The organism is Pantoea sp. SOD02, assembly GCF_024707505.1.
In the GTDB taxonomy this organism is placed as follows: Bacteria; Pseudomonadota; Gammaproteobacteria; order Enterobacterales; family Enterobacteriaceae; genus Pantoea; species Pantoea symbiotica.
This window is the reverse complement of the sequence record NZ_CP102604.1, coordinates 3097020-3120796: the sequence shown is the minus strand read 5'-3', so window position 1 is coordinate 3120796 and position 23777 is coordinate 3097020. Positions and strand designations below refer to the sequence as shown.

Below are 23777 nucleotides of genomic sequence, written 5' to 3'. Positions count from 1 at the left end.
ATTTAATTTGTGTGCCACGCACGCAGGGATTTTTATTGCCGTAATAAAGAGGAATGTCACTATGACTGACATGAAACTCAACCAGGAAAAAAAGGCCTGGAATACCACGCGCCAGCCGCGTCAAAAAACACCTCGTTACCTAATTGAAGATGAAGCCGGTTTCACTGCCGATGAAACGCTGGTGCGTCTACGCAGCGATGCGCTTGGCCTGAGTGAACGTGAAGCCGAGGCACGTTTAGGCGTGTATGGCCGCAATCAGGTTGAGCACGACAAAGCGCCACCGGCGTTATTGCAGTTGCTACAGGCGTTCAACAATCCGTTTATCTATGTCCTGATGGCGCTGGCGTTGGTGAGCTTTTTCACTGATTTCTGGCTGCCGCTGCGCAACGGCGAGGAGACCGACCTGACCGGTGTCATCATCATTGTGACGATGGTAACGCTCAGCGGTTTGCTGCGCTTCTGGCAGGAGTTCCGCACTAATAAAGCGGCGCAGGCGCTGAAATCAATGGTGCGCACCACCGCAACGGTGCTGCGTCGTGAGTCAGCGCAGCAAGCGCCGCTCAAACAGGAAGTCGATATCGCCACGCTGGTGCCGGGTGACATCATCTATCTGTCGGCGGGAGATTTGGTGCCAGCCGATGTGCGTCTACTGGATTCACGCGATCTGTTTATCAGCCAGGCGATTTTGACCGGCGAATCCTTACCGGTTGAAAAATATGACGTCACCGGCCACGTCACCAGTAAAAGCAGCGGTGCCAGCGAGCAGGGCACATCGCTACTGGAACTCGGCAGCGTTTGCCTGATGGGCACTAACGTGTCCAGCGGTAGCGCGAAAGCGGTAGTGGTGGCGACAGGCAGCGAAACCTACTTCGGCAGCCTGGCGAAATCGATTGTTGGTAACCGCTCACAAACCGCCTTTGATCGCGGGGTAAACAGCGTGAGCTGGCTGCTGATCCGCTTCATGCTGGTGATGGTGCCGGTGGTTTTGCTGATTAATGGTTTGACCAAAGGTGACTGGCTTGACGCGTCACTGTTTGCGCTGGCGGTGGCGGTAGGCTTAACGCCTGAAATGTTGCCGATGATTGTCAGCTCTAACCTGGCGAAAGGCGCCATCGCCATGTCGCGGCGTAAAGTGATCGTCAAGCGTCTGAATGCGATTCAAAACCTCGGCGCGATGGATATTCTCTGCACCGACAAAACCGGCACGCTGACGCAGGACAACATTATTCTGGAGCATCATCTGGATTGTGCCGGCGTGGAGAATTCTCGCGTGCTGATGCTGAGCTGGCTCAACAGCCATTATCAAAGCGGTACGCTGAATCTGATGGATCGCGCCATTTTGCAGTACGGCAAAAACCGCGTCAGCGAGGCGGTAGGCGATACCTATATCAAAGTGGATGAGCTGCCGTTTGATTTCATTCGCCGTCGCGTTTCGGTGGTGGTGCGCGATCGTCGTCTCAATCAACAGATGTTGATCTGCAAAGGCGCGGTGGAAGAGATGCTGAGCATCGCGACTGCCGAGCGTGAAGGCAAACTGGTGCAGCCGCTGAACGAAACGCGTCGGGCAGAACTGCTGGCGTTGGCACATCAATACAATGAGCAGGGTTTCCGCGTGCTGCTGGTGGCGAGCCGCGTGCTGGCGGAGCCGGGTTTACAACAGCCGCTGAGCGTGGCGGATGAGCAAGGATTAACGGTTGAAGGGCTGCTGACTTTCCTCGATCCACCGAAAGAGAGCGCCGCCAAAGCCATCAGCGCGCTGCGCGACAATGGCGTCAGCGTCAAAGTGCTGACCGGCGATAATCCAGTGGTCACCGCGCGCATTTGCCAGCAGGTTGGCATCGATAGCGGCGCCATCATCACCGGCGACCAGATTGCCCTGATGAGCGACGAGCAGCTGGCAGAAGCCGCCGCGCAGAGTTCAGTATTCGCTAAACTCACGCCGTTGCAGAAATCACGCATTCTGCGCGCGCTGCAGCAGCAAGGCCACACCGTTGGCTTCCTCGGCGACGGGATTAATGATGCGCCGGCACTGCGTGATGCCGATGTCGGGATTTCCGTTGATAGCGCGGCGGATATCGCCAAAGAGTCCTCCGATATCATCCTGCTGGAAAAAGATTTGATGGTGCTGGAAGAGGGCGTAATGAAGGGACGCGAAACCTTCGGCAACATCATTAAGTACCTGAACATGACCGCCAGCTCTAACTTCGGCAACGTGTTCTCGGTGTTGGTGGCGAGCGCCTTTATTCCGTTCTTGCCGATGCTGGCGATACATCTGCTTATTCAGAACCTGATGTACGATCTGTCCCAGTTGGCGCTGCCATGGGACAAAATGGACCGCGAGTTCCTGCGCAAACCGCGTAAATGGGACGCGCGTAATATCAAACGCTTTATGCTGTGGATTGGGCCAACGTCGTCGATTTTCGATATCACCACCTTCGCACTGATGTGGTACGTGTTCGCGGCGAATACGCCAGAAATGCAGTCACTGTTCCAGTCCGGCTGGTTTATTGAAGGCTTGCTGTCGCAGACGCTGGTGGTGCACATGCTGCGCACGCAAAAGATTCCGTTTATCCAGAGTCGTGCAGCGCTGCCGGTGCTGCTGACCACTGCGTGTGTGATGATTGCCGGCATTCTGCTGCCGTTCTCACCGCTGGGTGCGATGGTGGGATTGGTGCCGCTGCCGTGGTCTTACTTCCCATGGCTGGTGGCGACGCTGCTCGGTTATTGCGTGGTCGCGCAGGGCATGAAAATGCTCTACATCAAGCGTTTTGGTCAGTGGTTTTAAACACATGGAGGCGAAATGCGTAACCGCAATCTCAATAAGGTGGTGTTTCACCTGATACTGATGATGGTCGTCATCGTGGTGTTAACGCTGGTGTTTCGTTAACGAAAAAGGGCAGGATTTCCTGCCCTTTTCTTTACTCTTCGTCTGGCTGGTAATACTGCACGCCGATCTCAATGCGCTCGCGGCCGCTGGCTACGCGATGGCGATTGCTGTCGCGCAGTGAATAGATGCAGCCGCAATACTCTTGCTGATAAAAACGTTCACGCTTGCTGATCTCAATCATGCGTGAAGAGCCGCCACCTTTACGCCAGTTAAATTCCCAATAAAGCATATCGGGATAGTGCGCCGCCGCACGCACGCCGCAGTCGTTGATCTGCTGCATATTCTTCCAGCGCGAAATACCGAGTGAACTGGTGATCACCGGGAAGCCGTTTTCATGTGCATACAGCGCGGTGCGTTCAAAGCGCATGTCGAAACACATGGTGCAGCGCACGCCACGTTCCGGTTCCCACTCCATGCCGCGTGCCCGCTCAAACCAGTTATCTTTGTCGTAATCGGCATCAACAAAGGGCACGCCAAACTGCTCGGCAAAACGGATGTTCTCCTCTTTACGCAGCTCGTACTCTTTCAGCGGATGAATGTTGGGATTGTAGAAGAAGATGGTGTAATCGATGCCGGAAGCCAGCATCGCTTCCATCACTTCGCCCGAGCAGGGCGCGCAGCAGGAGTGCAACAGCACTTTGTTGTGACCGTTGGGTAAGGGCAGCGGCTGGCGGGTAAAGGTGTCAGACATGAGCTTTAGTGGTTAATGGAGTATTGCGTAAAGTCTAAGGGGATAGCGCTGAAGATGCAAAGTTGAGGAAACGTAAAATAAAGATATTTTTCTTCATAATTATATCAAATAGCTGTGATTGCGTTCCGTAAGTGTGTTGTAAATTCGAGTAATCAGAATGCTTTATTCTAATCTGATAAAAAATCGCCATCTTATTTAGGTGGTATATTTCTCTTGTCATTAAGTGTCTTAAATTCATCTCAAAGAAGGACAGTAAATTTGTGGTAAATTTGGTTGTCGATTCTTTATGTTCGGTAATTTGATCTCGTTTATACGAGATGGTTTTTAAGCGGGGTTTTTCGTTTTTATCTGACGCACTTAGAATGGAGTTAGATGGTAATGGTTTTATAAGGGAACTGCTGATGGAATGTTTACGTTAAGGCGTCAGTGAAATTCCACGTGGTGGGTTTGGGTTCTGAAAATTTAGGGTTTTAAGGATTATTATATTGCCATATTGTTTTATGTTGGTGTTTTTTTCTTTGTGTGGGAGTGGTTCTATTTTTTCCTTCCTAAGCTTGACATTGGAATTAAATGTGTATCAATATGTGACTTGATGTCGTTCTCGCTTTTTTTACCTTCATTAGAAGGTTTTTTTAATTAGCTTTGTAATTGTTTATTTTTATTAAAAACGGAAGTTTTAATTAATTTAAAAGGAGTGTTTATGAGTAGACCCTTACCACTGAACAAAGATTTAATTGTATGTGTCCCCAAGAATTACTCCTCTACAATGAAAGGAAAGTTTTTTGAAAGTTTTTGCGCAGATATTTTACGTCGGCAATCTTTCAGAATTGATGGAATGGAAGTTAGAAAGTCTGGAATGGAAATTGATATTCAAGCTACGCATACGCCTTCGAATGAGAAGCTTTATGTAGAGTGTAAGTTCATGCAGCAAAAAATCGACTCATCAATAGTGGACTTGGCTTTTTCTCAGTCATTCAGAGCAAAAGTCAAAAAGATAGCGCTTTTTTCTATTTCAGACTTAGGTAAAGATGCACAATCAACTCTTGAAGACTTTAGAATGGATGAGAGAATTGATTATTCTTTTTTCGATAAGAAAGAAATTCTCAAGTCAATTTTAGCAACTGGAAAAGTAGAAGATTTTCCATCTGAAAAAATCCCTGCAAAATATACAAGTGCTTCCCTTCTTGTTCATCCTGAAGTGGAAATGACTTGGCTGCTTCAGGAATCTGAAAACGGCAGTCCTATACGTCTAGTCCCTTTTGCAGTAGATGAAATGAAAACTCATCCATCAATCTCAAAGTTAAGTGAGATAATGAGGGAGCAAGGTTTTTTTGAAGGGCTTGAAATTACTGATTATTTTTATTTGTCTCAACCTGAGCTGAAAAAGAATAATATTATTCTATCTGAGTCGTATGAGAAGGAAATTGTAAGCGATATTATACTTGCTGATGATTTGATGGATTATAAACCTTGTAGGCCCAAGGATTTTGTTGGCCGAGATACCGTTCAGAAAGAAATATGGGATTATCTAGATGGTGTTAGGATTGGAGAGTTTAAAAGCCGAGTTCTTTCACTAGTCGGCAGGTCGGGGAATGGTAAATCATCATTAATTGCAATGCTTTCATCAAGATTTAAAAATATAAAATGGAGAAATAAGTTTTTTCTAGCATCAGTAGATGTTAGATCAGCAAGAGGCGGAAGGTTTGTGGCTGAAGCTGTTGTTAAAGCATTCAATATGGCAATTAATGAAGGCTTCATAAAATATAATAAAGAATTTATTATTGAAAATATTGCTGATATTACTAGCTCAGAAAGCTTCAAAGAGTGTATGAGGTATTTAGAAGATAATGAAAAAGTTTTGACTATCTTCTTTGATCAATTTGAAGAAGTTTTTATGAAAGAGGAACTTTTTGGGTTATTTAAAGCATTTGAAAGATTTGGTTTAGATGTGTCAGCTTTGCAAAGCAATATTGTGGTCGGTTTTTCCTGGAGAACTGGTATTACATTAGGAGATGAAAACCCAGCATATTCCATGTGGAATAATTTGAAAGATTATAGGGTTGAAAAGAGACTTGAGCAATTCGAACTAAAAGATTCTTCGAAATTAATAAGTGGCTTTGAACTAACTACTGGATTTAAGTTAAAAAAACCATTGCGGACCAGATTGATACAGCAAGCTCAGGGATATCCTTGGCTGTTGAAAAAATTGTGCATTCATGTTTTCAAAAAACTGAAGGGTGGTATATCTCAAGATCAGATGTTAGTGAGTCAACTTCAAATATCTAATTTATTTGATGAAGATTTGGATAGGCCTGAAAAACAAAATGCTTGTCTTAGATTTGTAGCTAAGAATTCACCAGTTAGCCAGTATGAAACAACTAAAGATTTTGGTAGTGATACGGTTTTAAATTTGATATCAGATAGGATGATAATAAAAACAGGCGAAAAGTTATCAGTTTACTGGGATGTTTTTAGAGATTATTTAAAAGGTAATGCGTTACCAGTAATACCTTGGTCGTATATGCCGTCAAACTCGCCAAAGATGATATCATCAATATTAAATGTAATAAACTTATTCAAAAAAATTAGCGTGGATGCTTTGCAAAAACGACTGAATTACACAAGGGGAACTCTCGCTAATGTTATTATGGATTTGCAGTACTTTGTATTGATCGACAGAAACGCTAAGGGTGATATTTTATCTAGAGATAGCATCAATTCGTTGCCTGAATTTTTAAGGGAGCATTTTAACAGTCATAGTGTATATCTAAACCTTCTTGAGCATGTTGAAGATGCTGACTTAAAAAGGGTTAATATAAAGCAATATGAGGAAGTAATAAAAAACACATATCTTAATAAAGATGGAAGTTATCCGAAGGGATACAATTCTCGCTTTTTGGCATGGTTGCAATATACAGGCCTAGTCTCTGTAATAGGACAGTCAGTTGTTATATATGATGGCGAACTGGCATCGCCTGCATTTGGTGTGGTTGATTTAGAGAAACGAGGTGTTAAAAATAGACGCGGGTCTCTTTTCCTAGCAGCAACAACTCCTGAGAAAACATCTGAGGTAGCAAAGTATTTATATGACAATAAAAACATGGATTATAACTACATTAAGGAAAATAAATATAGGAATGCTATTCAAGACCTTGTTGCATTAAGTTTCTGCTTTAGAAAAGATGATCAGGTTATTATCAATCCTAAAGTCGATTCAATGTTACAACACAGCAGTGTTGAACGCGTACTGGCTCGCTTAGTTTCGGATTCACCAGCAATGAAGATCCTTAATTCTTATGTAAACAAATTTGGTGAGGATGATAAAAAGACGTTGGGTACAACGCTTGCAGAAGAATTAGGGCGTACTTGGAAATTAGATACAATATTACGATATGTCTATGCATTAATGCGGTATCGCAATTTTTCGTTAGATAAATTATAGCTAGATGTTGTCTTTAAAAGTAAAAGGCTGAATTCACAGCCTTTTACATAATTAACTACTTTAATAGTTTATTCAGTCACTTTCTTCTTCAGATCGCTGGCACCTTCTTTGGTTTTATTCCAGCCTTTCTGCGTGCCTTCTTTGGTGGCATCCCAACCTTTCTCAGAACCTTCTTTGGTTTTGTTCCAGGCTTTCTGCGTACCTTCGCTGGCTTTGCTGGTCATGCTGTCGCTTTTACCTTCAGCGGCATGCTTGGCTTTGAGTTGCTGCTCTTTACCTTCGTTCTGCGCCTGATGCAGTTTTTCTTTAGCGGTGTTAGCACCGGCCTGCGCGTTAGCGACAGTCTCATCAGTTGCATGTGTGGTCGCGGCAAAAGCCGAAGAAGCCATCAGAATGGCTGACAGTGCAATAATGGTCTTTTTCATAATTCCCTCTTTCATGAAATATGTCGTCTCAGGTATTCATCCTGGCATAGGCCGGGATGGAAAGATTTAAGAATAAACCAGGAATGAAAAAGGTCTAGTTTCGTTGGTTAAATCGACACCAGATAGCATTTTAGGTTGTTGCAGGAAGAGATGAGAGCCACCTTAACGGTGGCCCCCGCAGCATTAATCTGCCAGCTGCTGCGCAATCGCGCTATACATTAACGCCGCTTCAAGTGGCTGAGCATTCATCTTAGGTTCCGCTTCCGGCCAGGTTGACCATTGCACGATCACCAGATTTTCAGCACGGTTCACCATAATCACCTGACCATAAATTCCTAGCGCCCATAGGGAATTTTTCAACGATTTATCGGCGGTTGGAGCGACATGTTGCGCATTGGCAGCAACCGCGTTGTTCCACCATTGATAGCCATAAGTGCCTTCAGGATGAGCGGCGGATACCGAGTTGCGCGCCTGCGTCCAGTTGGATGCATCATTCAGCCAGTTATCGGGCAACATCTGCTGACCATTTGGCAAACGACCATCATTCATGATGAACAAACCGAAGCGGCCCCAATCTTCCAGCGTGGCATTAAAGCCATGCGCGCCCACGTCGTGCTGGCCTTTGGTGTAGGCATGCCATACGCCATCGCTGGCCATGCCGTAAGGCTTCCAGATGGATTGCTCCAGCCAGGAGGCTATTGACATGCCGGTGGCTTTCTCCAGCACATCGCCGAGCAACCATGCACCGCCAGATGAGTACGACCAGAATTCTCCCGCCGGATGTGCTCGATGCAGCTGTTTGATGATATTGCGCACGCAATCGTAGGTGCCAGGGCGCGCTTCACACTGCGTCAGATGTGCAAAGTCAGAGTTGGGATTGGTGTAATCCTCGTTCCAGGCGACACCGGAAGTGTGCTGGATCAATTGTTTCAGCGTGACGCCATCCCAGGCGGTGCCTTTGAGTTCTGGTTCGTAATCCGTCACCCGATCGTCAAGTGAATGGATTTTACCTTGCTTGATAGCAATGCCTACCAGCGTGGAAACGACCGATTTGCCCACTGAACGAGACGTCCATAATGTCTGGTCGGTGTTGCCTTCGCCGAGATATTTATAGGCAATTTTCCCGTTCTTTAGCACCAGCATGCCGCTGACATTTTCCCGTTTCAGGTAATCGGACAATGAATAGCGTTCGCCGTTAAAGGTGTAAGAAGCATCGGTCAGCGGCTTGCTGGCGGCTTTCAATGGCGTTGAATCGCCATGATGAAATACATCGCCCGCGTAGTTGCGGTAATCATTGCGGAATCCCACCACGCGATCGGCCTGGCTCCAGCTCAGCATCTGATGCGGATTCGGCAGCTTTTTATCAAAAGGCTGCGGGCAAGATTGCAGCATTACGCCACCGCAATTCTGTGTTTCCGTCGCTAAGGAGTGCGAGGAGAAGGAAAGGGCGATCGCGCTTAACGATGCAGCCAACAGGATCGGTTGTAAAAGACGTTTATGCATTTTTTTCTCTGCGCGTGAGGAGTGAATAAGCAACAGTATATGAATGGTTAATCCCCTGATAAAATCACTCAATGGGGGAAAAACCCTCTAAATTATGGAGTCTGCTATGACCGCGTTGCGCTACTCTTTTTCGCAAATTGAAGCCTTTGCCACGATTGCTGAAACCGGCAGCGTCTCGAAAGCTGCCCTGTTGCTGGGGAAGGATCGCACCACGGTGCGTGACTTGCTGGATTATCTTGAAGATGCGTTGGGTTACACGCTTTTCTTACGGGAAGGGCGCAGGTTGCTGCTGAATGAGAAAGGCCAACAGCTGCATCGTCAGGCGCATCTTTTTCTGCGTCAGGCGCAGGCATTTGAATCCTACGCGCGTGCATTGCCTGTTGCCGTCGAGCAGGAACTGGTGCTGGTTTACGATCCTTTCGTTCCGCACGCTTTTCTTCACGCTGTAATTGAATACATGGCTGAGAAGAACATCCGTTTTAACGCATGGAGCGCTACGCGTGAAGAGGCTGAAGCGGCGCTCAAAAATGGGACGGCGCATGTTGCTATCTGCCAGGCGCAACATCGTACGCTGGGAAATGAGATGGAATGGCAGGCGCTGGGCACCATCGAACTTAATTTTTTCGCCGCCCGCACGCTGTTTCGCGATCAGCCGCGGCCGGTGACGCTGCTCAATCTGTCACTGATTCCGCAGTTGGTTATGCATCCACACCACGATGAACAGATTAGCCGACGCCTGCAAATTTCTGGCAAATCCCTGTTCGTTAACGATCGCGCCATCCTGCAACATTTGCTGGAAAGTGGTGCGGGTTGGGGATTCCTGCCGATGCATTTTCAGGCTCAGCAGTGGCGCAATGTGCAACTATTGCCCACCGAAGTTGGCAATCAGGGATTGAATGTTACGCTGGTAACGTTATGGAATCCGGGGGGCAATAAACATGCGATAGCCGAAGCGTTTATTGCCAGCCTGCCCGAGCTGTGGAGCCGCATCTACTCTTCATCGCGTTCTTTAGCGGCGCGCTGACGATCGTAGAACTCATCTTCGGCGGCGATGATCTCATCCATCAGAGAATTCATATCCACTTCATGCAACTCTTCTACGAAGAGACCGGTAAGCGGCGTTTCTGGCGTCAGCTTTCCGTCTTCATATAACTGCCAGATCTCTTTCGCATAGCGCGTTTGCAAAATCTGCGGAGCGTATTGCCCGTAATAGGCGGTGATGTTATTCACATCGCGCTCAAACATTGATTCCGCATGGTTGTTTGCGGCGGCATCGACAGCTTGCGGCAAGTCGATAATGACCGGTCCGTTGGCATCCTGCAGCACGTTGAATTCCGACAGATCGCCATGAACAATACCGGCGCACAGCATGCGCACGATATTGCGGATCATCGTATCGAAATCTTTCATTGCGTTCTCTTCGGAGAGGAACACATCGCTCAGGCGTGGCGCAACCAAGCCTTCTGCATCTGTGACCAGCTCCATCAACAATACGCCGTCGATGCAAATGTAGGGCTGCGGGACGCGTACGCCGGCATTTGCCAGGCGGAATAACGCATCAACTTCGGCGCTTTGCCAGGTCTCTTCTTGCTGCTTACGCCCGAATTTCGACCCTTTTTGCATCGCACGTGAATTGCGGCTGTTACGGACTTTACGTCCTTCCTGATAATGCACGGCCTGCTTAAAACTTCGTTGCGTGGCGTCCTTGTACACTTTGGCACATTGGATTTTGCCGCCCGTTAACACGGTATAAACGTCAGCTTCTTTGCCGCTTCTTAGTCTCTGTAGTACTTCATCTACCAGGCCATCATCGACGAGAGGCTGGAGTCGGTTTGGGATTTTCATGCGAGTCGCCTTGAAAGAGTCCAGATACAAAAAAGCCCGTAAGGCTTGCGCCATACGGGCTCTTAGGACTTCATCGAATGACTCTGGTAATCATCGATGGAGAATTTTGGTGGGCTGGCGGAGTCTGAAAAAGCAAAATAACCTTATGAAAATAAAATGTTTTATTCAATTCAAGTTTCCGTCGTATACCTAAACGTATACCAATTCAGGAAAGTAACAGGTCAAAACTCGAAATTGGGCCATCTTATCTCATCAGCGAAATAGCTGATTTAATATACTCTTCATGAGGTTTAAACCTCGACATATGCCGCACGCACACAACCGGAACCCGGTGGGTGTGGAATTTAGCATAAAAGGCGTATGTGGTGTAATACCCTTTAGGATGGGAATACTTCAACGTACCTGCCTCTCCAAAATATTTGAGCAACAAACTGGCGGCGGACAGTGAGGTCAGCCCATTGCTATAAGCGATAATCACCTCTGGGTTGCAAAGCTGTAGCGTTACATTCTCGAAGAAGCCCATTGAGTTTTTCACCAGTTGCTCAACGGATAGATTCTGCTTCAATGCTTCCTTTTGTATGGATGCTGCATTTTGGGAGCACATCATAATAGCATTAGTGTAAACGACATCCTGCCAATCATAACCAAGCCCTACAGGGATTTGTTGCAACCGCTTCGCGAGGTGAGTTATTCCCCAGGCACCCTCGATTCCGTTCTGAACATTAGAGATGGTGGGGGACTCGAAATCTTTCTCAATGGATTGCGCGTTGGTGATGTGAGCGTTTGCGAGGGAGCCATTGAATCCCATCATTATCACGCGCTTTCTAACTGGAGGGGATGCTAAAAGTTCGAACGCACTGTCGTAAGGCCTTCCTGGTAGATCGCTTAAACCAAAGTCCGCTAAACCATCTAAGATGAATTTTTTTGTTGCTTCCATTTAAATCCCTTCTACGAAAATCATCATTTAATATTACGTGAAAAAAGTTTTTTAAATTTATCCTTCACACTGTTCACCTTGTGTCTTTTGCAAATAATAACAATGCATTAGATGGTGAATGGTCTGTGAATATTGAGAGTTATGTTTCACCGCTGGTGAAGTATGGTCGTAAAAAAACCGGCTTTCGCCGGTTCTGGTTAGTCATGCTGCTGTGGGATCATCGCACTTCGGCAACCAGTCGCTGCTGCTTTCTTCTGTGAGATCGAGGTTGGTTTGCATTCCTGATTTTGTGCGCCGCTTCAGGTAGTGATGCCCTTACTCCCTCATGATGCTCTCAAGTGACAGGCCGAACATCTTCATGCTGAGTGGGTTCTTGTAACCGTTGGCCTCCATGTAGGCCAGATAAGCGTGGTAGAGGTAGCGCTAAGGCTGGAGCGGCCTGATGCTGGCATTTCCCATATAGAGCCCATTCGGTTCCGGTGTGGTGAACAGGTAGCCGCAGAAATCCACCATTGGATCGGCGTCGCACTTGATGCGCATGGCTTCATCTGAGTTCTGCTGTGACCTAAGCAATACTCTGGCGTCCTGTGGCTGGCTGAACTGTTGCATCAGCTGACGTAAGATAACGGCCAGCTCGCCGCTGATTTTTTCCTTCAGCTGGGGATCGCGTTCGTTTGGTGGGATAATCTCAGGAAAGTGCAGGATTACCCGGCGGCGTGATACTCCGCCGCTGCGGTCAGTGAAGCGCATCGGATTGTTATTCACTGCCAGTATCACCGCCGGGATATGCGTTGAGTAGGCATCCCGGTATTTCGGATCGACTGACACCGCATCGCCCACGGTAATGGCCTTCAGGCCAGCGCCGTCGCCGCTCCATTTCTTTTGGTCGGGCAGCCTTATAAGCGAGTAGCCAATCACCGCCGCGTGCTCACGGGATGATTCCAACGTTTCGATGGAGGCTGACACGGCGTTGTCCGCACAGGCCAGCATGGTGGCGATTTCCGCCATAATGCTTTTGCCGTTGCTGCCGGGTCCGGTGACTTTCAGAAACAGCTGCCAGTCGCAACGGTTTGCCAAAACCATAAACAGTGCAGCCAGGATAATGTTGCGTTTTTCCGCGTTACCTCTGGTGGCGCGGTCTAGTCACTCCCAGAAAATTGACGCCTAAGTTTGCAGTGTTTCACCTTCTGCAGGGTTTATATAGGCGACTGTCAGCTTAGTGCCAAAAGCGGGCATTCCCCAGCTCTGATTTGATAGCTAAGTTCAGTGCACCACTATAGAATTGTTCAATCCAATCAAAGGCTCACAATAATAGTTAATAAACACTCCTAGGCTGAGGGCTTATATGGGCGATGTATCAATTATTACTAATGCTCTTGGGCGTTTTGCTAACAACATGCGACTCTATGGGGAAGCCTTCTCTAAATATCGAGAATTGGCAGCAATCGACCACGAAGAGGCTATCCACAACCTTGATCGAGCATTCGAGCAAATTCTTGAGGGTTTTCATACGTTATATGATGTATCACAGGCAATGTTTGACTTTCATGAACATCCTGATACAAGTCTCCTAATTTCTATTCGAAATGCTCTTCATCACCGTGATCATCCTCTGTTCCATAGTTTTCTCCAGACTATTTGGTTGGATGGGGAGCCAGAGCGCCTAATTGGGGCTGAATATTTAATTGCTAGGCATCGAACGACAGGCGGTAACCCCCCTCCGATGATGCATCTGATAAAGTTAGAAGATGTGTACAGTCGCTTAGATCCACGTTATATATCGGGCTACTTAAACCCAATGGGTAAAGCAAATGCATTAGCCAGATTCGTCTCTTTGGAAAATAGTCTTGCCTTCGAAAAAGTGTGGGAAAAAACAAAAAAAGATCGATATCCCACAAAGCAAGTGTATTTGGACTTATTGCCGATATTCAATTCTGCAGTTTCAAGAGTTTTTACCGCATTGGATAATGCTGGAGTAATGTTCCAGGGATTTGATGCAAATGCTTATAAATCCGTATTAATTGACGAGTTAAAGACAGATCTTCAGCATTTTGATTTCTTTGGTCTGAGAATGCACGCGCTACAGATTGAGTTGGGCCCAAAATTGACAATCCAAGAGGCTTCTATCAGACGAGGTTGTACCTATCAAAAGATGATGGTAGACGAATAGATACCGTTCAACTTAAGGATGAATGAATGTAATGGCACACTGAATTTGGGTCGAAAGCATTTATTTGTCCATTAAAAAGTTGGAACGTGGACTAATTAATGGGGCTATAAGTCCCTTGATTAATACGAACGGGGAGGTGGGATGGAACATTGTCACTGCGAGACGCTCGAAGAACTCAAGTTAACTATTAAACAATATGGGCCAGGAGTTCTCTACAGAGGACAGACTCATCATTACCTCTCTTCAGATGGGTCACCCTCAATGCCTACGTCATTTCAGCGTCATGGATGCATACCCGACCTGATGATTATATGGACATATTATGCAAAGAAAGCCTTACAACACTTAGTACGCGGCTGGAATGATACCGGCGATAGTGCAACCAACCAAGCAATCCTTCAGCATTATGGCTTTCGTTCCTTTTTCCTTGATGCTAGTGGAGATCCGCGTGTCGCTGCTTGGTTTGCATGTAATAAGTTTGATTCTAAATATGTGGTTAATTTGGTAGAGGATTGCTTTGAAGATCCTGTTTGGCTGCGTACTCTGAATGCTTGGTTTGTTCCATCCGAAGACATTGGCCACCTTTACCTAATAAGCCAGAAGTTACTAAGGCAATACGAACTTCAGGCTGTTCATCTATCCGAAATTGCGACAGATCATGGCGCTCCGAGGTATGTACGACAGGATGCGTACATGGTTGGGCCTTTAGTTCGGGAAGGATTAGACGGAGACTGTATTATTTGTCATATCAGCGCTCCAGCAGAAGTCCTGCGTAAATTTGCGGAGGGGTATAGTGCTGGCTGGCTATTTCCAGACCCATCTGAGGATCCTGTGTATCGTGAACTTTTATCAATGCCATGGGTGAAGATGCGACATCTTTCGAATGAAGGGCTTGAGGCATTCAAGAGATCATTGGAGTTACCTGAGTATGCTTGTCACCTTCAAAAGCACATGCCTTCAAGTAGCGCAATGTATAGACCCTTTTGGACTAGGGACCTTCCCCCGCCTCCAGACTGTCAGACAATTATCACTTCACAAATAGTTCAGATTCTATGTGGGGGAGCCCTATATCATGGTGCAAGTGATCCTTGTTTTACTCTTCCAGAAATCAACAAGCTGCTAGAAAAATATAATGAGATATCAATTGAACTTGATGGGCTTGTTTACCATGGTATGGGTACAAAATATGGGAAGGGCGTGGGAATAGTAAAAATGCCTGTAAATATTGTATGTGTATTTGAATATGGTATTGATCATCCGGGTTTGCGCATTATGGGTATTGGGCGCTTCTTTGGGATGCACTATCGAATCGATGATAACGGCTATTGGAAGCGTGTTATTCATGAAGAAAACTGCAAGTGTGGTTCAGATCATATTGACAATATATCCCTACTTGGCCGGATTGATTATTCGCTGCGGAACAGGCTATTAGAAGATATTGGTTCAGATTTATATGTTCAGAAAGGTATTGACCCGACCTCTGATACATTGGCTACATGGGGGGAGCCTTACTAGCGTGCTCAAACTGGCAAGGAAATATCTAGATTATCCCCATGCCGATTCATAATTTTTTATTGATGGGACACCTTGAGAACGATACTCCAGTACTGCTAATGTTCGCTTATCGCTTATCGCTTATCGCTTATCGCTTATCGCTTATCGCGGACCTTTAGAGCGAGTATCTTGTTTGCTCTGTGCCAAAAGCGGAAATCACAATCGCTACAGCGGCTTAGATCAGAGTTCTAAAATAATCTGAGGTGTTTGCAATTTATTTAGTGATTGCTTATTGAAATTAAGCTGTCCAGGAAGAAAAGAACAGCTTGTAATTAAAATCACTATAAATTAGAACATCGCGTATGCCTTTGTCACTTGTTGTCCTAAAATTTGAGCTGTTAATAAATATAGATATTGCTTAGGTTGTGTTTTCAAAAATTCACTCACCAACCATTGTTCTTTATTTGAAAACAAGCTATCAAAGAGGTGTGGGCGATATCTTGTGATAGAGCCAAGATAAAACATCATCATATAAATGATGGATTCCTGACTATATCTGAATGACGGGTCCATACATTTCGATATATAAAGTGTATAACCATTTGAGCCAATGTAGTACCAAACTCCATCTTTTCTTATCTCCTTGGAAAGGTTGTAATATTCTGAGTGAGTAGGATCTTTAGAATAGCGCATAGTGATTGAACAAAAGTAATAATAATGTCCATTTTTAAAGTTTGGGTAAATTACCCCGGTATCTAAACTCCAATGAACATTAGAACCATTTTGTATGCTTGGTGAATAGCAGATATCATCCTCAAACTTTATGATGTTATATCCAGCCTTAACTAATTTTTCTGCATCTGTCTCACTTAAGCACCCCAAGTCTCCACGGAAATATAATGTTTTACCTTTTCTAAATAATGTGTGGTCAATGATTTTAATAAAAAACTCCGGTTTTTTATATATTTCACTATATGACCTGTGTATGCCTATGCAATGTGATAGTATATCTCTGATATTTAAATTTTTCGGTCCAAAATTATAGGGCGGAGCTTTCGATAAATCAAAAAGACGCAACATCTCATGGGCAACTTGAATATCACCGTTATTACTTGTTTTTATGGTTACGCTCGATTTAGAAAATTCACTCTGATAATCTTCAGAAATACCATGTGTATATCCCTTAAATAAAATATTGTCCGACCTAGAAATGTTTATTGCGATTTTTGAGAGGTTAAGAAATGCATAGTAATATAATAACGGCTGGGATTTTACCGGGCTATTTTCTGCTGACTCGTAAAAGTTTTTTGCCTGCTCTAGAAAAGAAAATAGTACTTTTTCTTTTTTTAGTTTATCAGTAGTCGTTTTGGTTGTTTTCTCGATGTAACGTTTCAAGATATAGTCCCAAAAAGCCCATATGTCAGAAATAATTATTTTTTCACCTGACCCAATTTTTAATTTATTATAATCCATGGAGAATAACGGGAAACCATTAAGATACTTCCTTATTTGTATAATTGACATATACCACCTCAGTACGTAACTGTGTAATTTGAAGAAACAAACAAGCTAATTGGTTTTATATGATCATGACTTATCCTTAAGTGCAAAAAAACACCTACTTAACTTTTTCACCAGTTATCTTCGAATAGCCTTCCGATACATAATATGCGCATTTCACGTTGAAAACAGGGCATTTTGCATCTTCATGTACTAATCCTCGAAAACTATCTAAGTTACCTGACACATTTTTAAGATATAATCTTTCTAATTGCTCTTTGTTCAACTCTATTTTAATTTTATTTGAATAAACAGTGATTACCACGTGCTTCTCCATTAGTTAACGTTAAAATAATGCAGGGTTCTCTTGTTGAGCAGGTAAGTCCAAGGATCTTCAGCCAGTTGTTGTACCAATACTGGTTTATGTTTCATTATATTACTGCCATAGGGGTAAAAGTGGAAGCCAGTACGATCACAACTTGCGTTCATTATACGTTTTCTGTCCCATAGCTACAGTAAGAAGTAAAGTCTCAGCTAAACAGGTCCGATAAGCTCCATCAAATAGGAAACATTTCTGTAAATGATTTCATCATAAGTCCCTTACTGTGTTTACAGATTAGTCAGCTACTCGCTTAAAACAGTCATTTATATTTTCACTATGACTTGAATATAGCGCCTAAAACAATATCGGGGCTACTTAGTAATAGTAATTAGATCTTTATTCTTGAGAAGCCACTTTCTCTTTGAAACAAAATCTGCCGCGCCGCGCCGCGCCGCGCCGCGCCGCGCCGCGCCGCGCCGCGCCGCGACAACGGCTTGCCTGCTGACGAGCGAGCACAAAGTCGAGCTTACAAATAATGGTATGAGCACCTCCCACCACCGGGAGCATGTGAGATTAACTCTGCGTGACAGTCCGCTCAGTGCCATAAGCGGAAGTTCGACATTTTGTACAGATCCTCAACACAACATTTTCTCCATGCCAAAAATTTTTTGAAAATATCGAATGGCGGAAGCCTTGCACAAACCTCAGACAGGCAGCGCGCGATCTTTCACAACCGTTTTCATAACCAGTGTTGAGGTAAGCCGCTGCACGCCTGACATACCAGAGAGTTTTTCATCGTACAGCTCCTGAAAAGCCGGCAGGTCACGGGTGATAACATGAAGCAGATAATCCGGATCGCCAAACAGTCGCTGCGCCTGAATAATTTGCGGTATCTCCTTTACTGCCTCCTCGAAAGCACTGACCGCCTTTCGGTCCCCTTCGCGCAGGGTAACGAAAACTATGGCTGAAAAGTTCAGCCCGAATCTTGCCGGATCCAGATGCGCCCGGTAGCCGGTGATTACCCCTTCCTGCTCAAGGGCTCTGACCCGGCGCTGGCATGATGACAGGCTGATCCCCACCCGTTCCGCCAAGTCAGTGAGCGAAAGCCGCCCGTCCTTCTGTAGTTCTGCAAGAATATTGCAGTCTATTCTGTTCATTACTGAAAACCTCCCGTAATGCCTTCGTTTCTAAGCTATAAATGAAAGCACATTCCGCATAATAAGAGATATTCTTTCTTCAACTTTTAAAAGTATTTGTCAGGTAAAAGTTTCCCCTACATGCAAGTTTCAGGCACTGATAAATGGCCGTTAAGAGATGAGGTCAATGAGGATAACGACACATGTCACTGAGTATGTTCGCCGCCTTCTGGGCTGTTTCCGTGCTTTTCGTAATCACGCCCGGCGCCGACTGGGCTTACGTCATTTCAGCCGGCATCCGGGGACGCCGCGTTGTGCCGGCGGTTACCGGCATGCTGAGCGGCCATCTAATTGCAACACTAATAGTGGCTGCGGGGGTCGGCTCAGTCATTGCAGGCACACCGGGCGTACTGACGCTCCTGAACGTAGCCGGGGCGGCCTATCTGCTCTGGCTCGGCCTCGGCATGCTGCGCCATCCAACAGCGCCAGCGGCGGGGCAGAATGATGATGCAGGTTCGCCACTGAAATGGGCGCTTAAGGGCTTTTGCATAAGTGGACTTAATCCGAAGGTTTTTCTGTTGTTTCTAGCCCTGCTGCCCCAGTTCACTGACGTCCACGCTACCTGGCCGCTTCCAATGCAGATGATCGCGTTGGGGCTGGTGCATGTAATCAGCTGCGGCGCGATCTACCTGCTTGTGGGGTATGGCTCCGGCACGGTGCTTAAAACGCGACCGCGCGCCGCACTGAACGTCAGCCGGATTTCGGGCAGCCTGATGATCATTATTGCGGCCCTACTGCTGACAGAGCAGTTTCTCTGACGCCTGGCCATAAAGGCTTGTAACAACGCATCATGCTGCAGGAACTCTATGAATACATTCAACGTCATGGAAACGTCAGCCCGGGATTTATCGCGTCTTGCAGACCGAGCAATACAGTTAGCATTGCGAAAGCGGATATTATCGCCCCCGCAACATCCCTCATCAACGTAACGAATTAGCAGAGAACACCATGTCATCAGTCACACTGACACATCTGAAAAACCTCAAGCAGCGCGGCGAGAAAATCACCATGCTCACATGCTACGACGCCACGTTTGCACACGAGCTGAGCACGGCTGGCGTTGAGATGCTTCTCATCGGCGATACGCTGGGAATGATTCTACAGGGTCATGACAGCACCCTGCCGGTCAGGCTGGAAGATATGGTTTATCACACGGCCTGCGTTAAGCGGGGAAACAACGGCGGCTTCATCATAGCCGACCTTTCATTCATGACCTGCTGCTCGCCTGAGCAGGCACTGCATAGCTCCGCGCAGTTAATGCAGGCCGGTGCGCAGATGGTCAAGATTGAAGGTGGAGAGTGGCTGTGCGACACAGTGCGTCAGCTGACGCGTAACGGTATACCGGTTTGCGCCCATATTGGACTCACCCCTCAGTCGGTTAACGTTTTTGGCGGTTTTAAAGTGCAGGGACGTGACAGCCATCAGGCGGCCGCACTGGTCGACACTGCGAAAAAGCTTGAAGAAGCTGGCGCGGCAATGGTGCTGGTTGAAGCCGTCCCCGCTTCGCTGGGCAGAACGCTTAGCGGGGCGGTGTCCGTCCCCGTCATCGGCATCGGCGCTGGCCCGGATACAGATGGACAGGTTTTAGTGCTGCACGACATGCTCGGCCTTAGCATCACCGGCAGGTCCCCGAAATTCGTCAAAAACTTTATGAAAGGTCAGGATGACATTCAGGGCGCATTAAAAAGTTACATTGCTGCCGTCAAAGACGGCAGCTTCCCGTCTGCGGAGCACTGCTACTCAGAATAAGTAACAGATGTGACCTCTTAAATTAGCGGCTTAAACCTGTAATCTAGCTAAAGAGACTAATCACCGACGTCCGCTGATCGCTCATAGCGGACATTGGCTCGCGTGTTAGTCCGCTTTGTGCCAATAGCAGACGTTCAAGTTATTCTGTCCAGTGCTGGCATTCTGGTTGCACCAACTACACGGACAGACTGAAAAATGCTGGCATAACTTTCGGCCGGGCGCGCAGTCAGTAGCTGAACCGATGGTAAATATGCTCTGCAACGTTCTTACCACGCCATATTGGACGCTCAGGTTATTCTGTCCAGTTAACGCGCAATGCTGTTAGCGTCTAGAAACATTGCGCGATTTAAACCAACGCGCTCCTGCACTGTAAGGTTCGCGTAGAAAGCCTGATATTTTTCTGTTTTCTCAGGAAGAAATAGTGATACAGACTCACCTGCAATCGTCATCATAAAACAGATGTTATTCAGAAGATTTATCAGCCTTAAGTAGTTTCCTTTAGTATGATATTCATCCATGAACCCATGCAGAATACTGTGTCTGTTCAGCTTACTTAAGCCAATATCTTTTTTAGAACTCTGATAAAGATGCTTCTCAAAATAATTCCTACCATTTAAGCCTATCTGAAAACGCTCATCAAACCCTCCAAAAAACTTACGCTCACGGATTGATTGCGGCATCCAGTCATAATCACGATACATATAATCGTAAATATAATATTTTAGCCATGCATCATAAATACTAAGGAAGAATTGCGTCCCCACGTTTTCTGGCTGATTAATATTCAATTGAACACCTAATGCACGTATAGCATTTTCTATGCAGGGTAGTAAGGTTGTGATTGCAGAACGATATAATCCGAGACAGTAAGCCTCGGTTGTTTCCCTGATCTGTACTATGCACTGCTCTAAAGCCGAAAATTTAGGGTAGTGCTCTGTTACCAGAAGTGACAGGATTTCTGGCGGAAACATGGCAGTAAGGGCGCGTTCCCCAAGCATCAGCTTATCCTCCTTGTTGGAAGCATTTTTTATGCCATCAGCCAGCGTCCCAAGAACGCCATAGCCAATATAATTGGGCGTGATAATTTCAGCTTCGTTGAGGATATTACCAATATATTCGAATACTGTCTTTGGGTGGTTGAATACTGATCGTTGCGGCATAAATGCTTTGTGATTGTTATAGCAAACACAGAATCCATTTAAATCTCTAATGCCGGTTATGACCGATGGAGTAACAGAATATCCACCTATACCTAATTCAGCATTCAAAACAGTTATCAATATATCTATATTATCGCATGATGGATTTCTATTTTTAAAATTCCGGTACACTGCCCTGAATGTGTTTTCAGTTGAAAGAGTCATTAATGGAACGTCTCAGCATATGATCATCGAATAAACTCTAACACCAGTGATAGTATGAGGCTATGTAAATTGTGTGTGAATACAAGCCTTTTCATTAATCCAATCTGGTCATACAGGTTTAGTGTCCAATGCTGGCATTCGTATACCTGCAGCTGTGAGGCCAGCACCTGAATTGCTGGCAGATCGGACCGGTGCCAGCTGCCGCCGGTCGCAGAAATGCTGGCTGACGCCAAGTTTAACGTTTTTTTACACCGCACTTGGACGCTCAGGTTATTCTGTCTAGCGCTGCTGGCTAAGCCCGAAAAGGCGTTTCAGTGAATGAATATTCGACATCTGAGTATCCATTGCAGTTAAGTAAAAAACCTATCCCTTCAAGCAAAAAATCCCGGTTTTTGCATGGCCCAATCCTTACGCTTCTCAGTGGCAATAACCCTGTATGAGGCGTGATTTGTTTAGCCTTGATCTGGATATACGGTATAAGACCGAGTCCATTAACACGAAAACATACTTGGTCTGACTTCGTTTCTGGCTGTATGACAATCCGGTATTCGCATTCTTCCTGAAAACTTTCATGCTTGAAAAAAGGTGTCAGGCTATTAACCAGCTCGGATGTACCAACAAATTCATGGATAGCTGAGTTATTTTTTTGTTCAAGGAAATCGGCATCGTTCAGGAATTTGAGAATTTCCTCTTTTGCTTTTAATGTCGAATCCGGCTTTGTATAAAATACATCGCCAGAAAAAAATCTGGATGTTCCGAAATCCAAAGCTTCAATTAACTCATCGCTGTCAAACTCAAGACACACGCCCTGCGATGAGCCATACCCGCGCCACTGGCTGAGGAGATCAGGGTTCTGGCAGAATGAAATATTATAATTATGTCTTGCCTGATGTAAGCGATGGCCTTCTATTGCTATACGCAATATCCCTATGCTCTTATCGCTAAGATCATCCTTCAGGTGAATAAGCGTATTTTCAAAAGCGGAAATACCATGATGCATTTCATCTTCATCGTTGAGAAAATTAATATTGGTTGCCCACAGAGAATTACTTTCAATAATGCCTTTAAGTCCATTTAGGTCAGTGTAATGATAAACCTTCATTTTCGCGTAAGCCTCTGCCGGGAATATGAAGCCAGTATAATGCAGGAGGCCTGTCACGATCTCGACATAAATTTCCCGGATGTGTCATCTTTGCACACTGGATAGAACAGCTATCCTTTCCTTTGCTGTCATTCATCTGGCTGCAGCTGCACAATCAGTTAAAAACTGCTGGCAAATTCCGACTTTGCTGCACCAGTGCGGTCGCATTACTGCTGGCAAACTCTTCTCTGTGACGTAATCCCCGCGCTACTCTGGACGTTCAGGTAATTCTGTCCAGATGCAATAGTGAGCCTCAGAACTGGGCTATCACGACTCTGGTCTTTCCTTCTTTATCATCCCCCTCCAGATCGCTTATGACGCCTTTCGGGTTTTTAACCCACTCTTCAGGATCATACACGAAACAGATAAGCGTCTCGCATTCAGGATGTGCACGGTAGCGTGCCATATCTGTAATCAGCTCCTCGCCGATTTGACGCGCGCCCAGATTCTTTCGGGTTTTTTTCACCTCTATGACTATTTTCTCCGCCTTCAGAAGAAAGTCCTGCCTGGACGACGCACCGGCATGGCTGGGTGAAGGCTCTTCATCCCTGATATCATCAAAATGCAGCATCAGAAGGGCATGAACCAGATCCTGTACGTCATACTCGTCGTTAATTTCAAACGCTGCCCTGTCGTTGTGCCGTTTTTTTAACTGACGGCAGAACGCAGGGAATCGCTCAAGAATCCCGATAACCCATTCCAGCGATGTATTTTCCGCTTTATTAATACTGGTCGCAGGTAAATTTTCTAAATCATCTTTGGCTGCATCAAAGAGAGGTTTGTAATGGTTTACTAATTTTCCATAATTAGTAAACCATTTCACCTTTGCAGTATTATTGAAATCTATATAATAATCAGATTCCTTTCCATAGCTGTCCTCAAGCAATTTTTTAACTCTTGCAATCCACTTATTACTTTTGGCCGAATCGACATATTCATCGTCTCCTCCTGAAGCATCTATAATTCTTTTTTTTGTTGAAACGACTGCGTGATAATCTTCATCCAGTGCTTTAAATCTCTCAACTAAACTCGTTGTTGTCATGTTGCCATCCGGGCTGTTGTGTCTGCCATAAACGCAGGGGATAAGCGAAATCATACCATAATCAGCTCT

Annotated in this window: 17 protein-coding genes and 1 pseudogene; 7 read left to right on the top strand and 11 right to left on the bottom strand. The window is 45.6% G+C overall.

All coding sequences use genetic code 11. The features are described 5' to 3' along the window. Positions 1-61 precede the first annotated feature (61 nt). Positions 62-2785, top strand: coding sequence for a magnesium-translocating P-type ATPase (gene mgtA, locus NR302_RS14500; RefSeq protein ID WP_258143789.1), 2724 nt, complete (start codon positions 62-64; stop codon positions 2783-2785). Positions 2786-2918: 133 nt separating this feature from the next. On the opposite strand, the gene NR302_RS14495 is transcribed toward mgtA, so the two are convergent. Next, the gene (locus tag NR302_RS14495) at positions 2919-3578 is read right to left on the bottom strand and encodes an epoxyqueuosine reductase QueH (RefSeq protein ID WP_008101584.1); all 660 of its coding nucleotides are present in this window, start codon (positions 3576-3578) and stop codon (positions 2919-2921) included. Positions 3579-4278: 700 nt separating this feature from the next. Between NR302_RS14495 and NR302_RS14490 the strand changes: the two genes are divergently transcribed. Beyond that, a complete protein-coding gene (locus NR302_RS14490) occupies positions 4279-7020 on the top strand; it encodes a restriction endonuclease (protein ID WP_008101582.1) in 2742 nt (913 codons plus the stop codon). A gap of 68 nt (positions 7021-7088) precedes the next feature. Here the strand turns inward: NR302_RS14490 and NR302_RS14485 are convergent, their stop codons facing one another. Then, entirely contained in the window at positions 7089-7445 is a 357-nt protein-coding gene (locus tag NR302_RS14485; RefSeq protein WP_008101580.1) for a hypothetical protein, read from the bottom strand. Between the two features lie 183 nt (positions 7446-7628). Beyond that, positions 7629-8948, bottom strand: coding sequence for a serine hydrolase (locus NR302_RS14480; protein WP_258143788.1), 1320 nt, complete (start codon positions 8946-8948; stop codon positions 7629-7631). Positions 8949-9054: 106 nt separating this feature from the next. Between NR302_RS14480 and NR302_RS14475 the strand changes: the two genes are divergently transcribed. After that, positions 9055-9972: a LysR family transcriptional regulator gene (locus tag NR302_RS14475; protein WP_258143787.1), complete on the top strand. Its 918-nt coding sequence runs from the start codon at positions 9055-9057 to the stop codon at positions 9970-9972. Here the strand turns inward: NR302_RS14475 and NR302_RS14470 are convergent. From NR302_RS14470 to NR302_RS14460, 3 genes and pseudogenes are all read right to left on the bottom strand, one after another. Continuing rightward, a complete protein-coding gene (locus NR302_RS14470) occupies positions 9939-10793 on the bottom strand; it encodes a PA4780 family RIO1-like protein kinase (protein WP_036647485.1) in 855 nt (284 codons plus the stop codon). The genes NR302_RS14475 and NR302_RS14470 overlap by 34 nt on opposite strands. Positions 10794-11037: 244 nt before the next feature. After that, positions 11038-11730 (bottom strand): hypothetical protein, encoded by a 693-nt coding sequence (locus NR302_RS14465; protein ID WP_258143786.1) that lies wholly within the window; start codon positions 11728-11730, stop codon positions 11038-11040. 201 nt (positions 11731-11931) lie between these two features. Further along, positions 11932-12924, bottom strand: a pseudogene (locus NR302_RS14460) (primase-like DNA-binding domain-containing protein); the annotation flags it as partial. Positions 12925-13075: 151 nt separating this feature from the next. Here NR302_RS14460 and NR302_RS14455 point away from each other — a divergent pair. Continuing rightward, positions 13076-13900 (top strand): hypothetical protein, encoded by an 825-nt coding sequence (locus NR302_RS14455; protein WP_258143785.1) that lies wholly within the window; start codon positions 13076-13078, stop codon positions 13898-13900. Positions 13901-14041: 141 nt separating this feature from the next. Beyond that, positions 14042-15415 (top strand): FRG domain-containing protein, encoded by a 1374-nt coding sequence (locus NR302_RS14450; protein ID WP_258143784.1) that lies wholly within the window; start codon positions 14042-14044, stop codon positions 15413-15415. A gap of 327 nt (positions 15416-15742) precedes the next feature. Here the strand turns inward: NR302_RS14450 and NR302_RS14445 are convergent, their stop codons facing one another. Next, complete coding sequence (locus NR302_RS14445) at positions 15743-16918, bottom strand: YaaC family protein (RefSeq protein WP_097096367.1); 1176 nt, start codon at positions 16916-16918, stop codon at positions 15743-15745. A 1002-nt stretch (positions 16919-17920) separates the two neighbouring features. Further along, positions 17921-18373 (bottom strand): Lrp/AsnC family transcriptional regulator, encoded by a 453-nt coding sequence (locus NR302_RS14440; protein ID WP_258143783.1) that lies wholly within the window; start codon positions 18371-18373, stop codon positions 17921-17923. Between the two features lie 182 nt (positions 18374-18555). On the opposite strand from NR302_RS14440, the gene NR302_RS14435 reads away from it, so the two are divergent. Continuing rightward, complete coding sequence (locus tag NR302_RS14435) at positions 18556-19170, top strand: LysE family translocator (RefSeq protein ID WP_258143782.1); 615 nt, start codon at positions 18556-18558, stop codon at positions 19168-19170. A gap of 190 nt (positions 19171-19360) precedes the next feature. After that, positions 19361-20161, top strand: a complete 801-nt coding sequence (panB, locus tag NR302_RS14430; RefSeq protein WP_258143781.1) for a 3-methyl-2-oxobutanoate hydroxymethyltransferase — start codon at positions 19361-19363, stop codon at positions 20159-20161. A 305-nt stretch (positions 20162-20466) separates the two neighbouring features. Here the strand turns inward: panB and NR302_RS14425 are convergent, their stop codons facing one another. The 3 genes from NR302_RS14425 to NR302_RS14415 all read right to left on the bottom strand — a co-directional run bounded on the left by NR302_RS14425 (position 20467) and on the right by NR302_RS14415 (position 23708). Further along, positions 20467-21525: a hypothetical protein gene (locus NR302_RS14425; protein WP_258143780.1), complete on the bottom strand. Its 1059-nt coding sequence runs from the start codon at positions 21523-21525 to the stop codon at positions 20467-20469. Positions 21526-21817: 292 nt separating this feature from the next. Beyond that, positions 21818-22627, bottom strand: a complete 810-nt coding sequence (locus tag NR302_RS14420) for a DUF2971 domain-containing protein (protein WP_258143779.1) — start codon at positions 22625-22627, stop codon at positions 21818-21820. A gap of 292 nt (positions 22628-22919) precedes the next feature. Continuing rightward, positions 22920-23708 (bottom strand): malate dehydrogenase, encoded by a 789-nt coding sequence (locus tag NR302_RS14415; protein ID WP_258143778.1) that lies wholly within the window; start codon positions 23706-23708, stop codon positions 22920-22922. Between the last annotated feature and the right edge of the window lie 69 nt (positions 23709-23777).

Excerpts from the sequence above, each read along its gene's own strand:
- NR302_RS14490 (WP_008101582.1), top strand. The coding sequence starts at position 4,279 with ATGAGTAGACCCTTACCACTGAACAAAGATTTAATTGTATGTGTCCCC.
- NR302_RS14470 (WP_036647485.1), bottom strand. The coding sequence starts at position 10,793 with ATGAAAATCCCAAACCGACTCCAGCCTCTCGTCGATGATGGCCTGGTA.
- NR302_RS14445 (WP_097096367.1), bottom strand. The coding sequence starts at position 16,918 with ATGTCAATTATACAAATAAGGAAGTATCTTAATGGTTTCCCGTTATTC.
- panB (WP_258143781.1), top strand. The coding sequence starts at position 19,361 with ATGTCATCAGTCACACTGACACATCTGAAAAACCTCAAGCAGCGCGGC.
- NR302_RS14485 (WP_008101580.1), bottom strand. The coding sequence starts at position 7,445 with ATGAAAAAGACCATTATTGCACTGTCAGCCATTCTGATGGCTTCTTCG.
- NR302_RS14455 (WP_258143785.1), top strand. The coding sequence starts at position 13,076 with ATGGGCGATGTATCAATTATTACTAATGCTCTTGGGCGTTTTGCTAAC.
- NR302_RS14465 (WP_258143786.1), bottom strand. The coding sequence starts at position 11,730 with ATGGAAGCAACAAAAAAATTCATCTTAGATGGTTTAGCGGACTTTGGT.
- mgtA (WP_258143789.1), top strand. The coding sequence starts at position 62 with ATGACTGACATGAAACTCAACCAGGAAAAAAAGGCCTGGAATACCACG.
- NR302_RS14440 (WP_258143783.1), bottom strand. The coding sequence starts at position 18,373 with ATGAACAGAATAGACTGCAATATTCTTGCAGAACTACAGAAGGACGGG.
- NR302_RS14450 (WP_258143784.1), top strand. The coding sequence starts at position 14,042 with ATGGAACATTGTCACTGCGAGACGCTCGAAGAACTCAAGTTAACTATT.
- NR302_RS14475 (WP_258143787.1), top strand. The coding sequence starts at position 9,055 with ATGACCGCGTTGCGCTACTCTTTTTCGCAAATTGAAGCCTTTGCCACG.
- NR302_RS14435 (WP_258143782.1), top strand. The coding sequence starts at position 18,556 with ATGTCACTGAGTATGTTCGCCGCCTTCTGGGCTGTTTCCGTGCTTTTC.
- NR302_RS14480 (WP_258143788.1), bottom strand. The coding sequence starts at position 8,948 with ATGCATAAACGTCTTTTACAACCGATCCTGTTGGCTGCATCGTTAAGC.
- NR302_RS14425 (WP_258143780.1), bottom strand. The coding sequence starts at position 21,525 with ATGACTCTTTCAACTGAAAACACATTCAGGGCAGTGTACCGGAATTTT.
- NR302_RS14415 (WP_258143778.1), bottom strand. The coding sequence starts at position 23,708 with ATGACAACAACGAGTTTAGTTGAGAGATTTAAAGCACTGGATGAAGAT.
- NR302_RS14420 (WP_258143779.1), bottom strand. The coding sequence starts at position 22,627 with ATGAAGGTTTATCATTACACTGACCTAAATGGACTTAAAGGCATTATT.
- NR302_RS14495 (WP_008101584.1), bottom strand. The coding sequence starts at position 3,578 with ATGTCTGACACCTTTACCCGCCAGCCGCTGCCCTTACCCAACGGTCAC.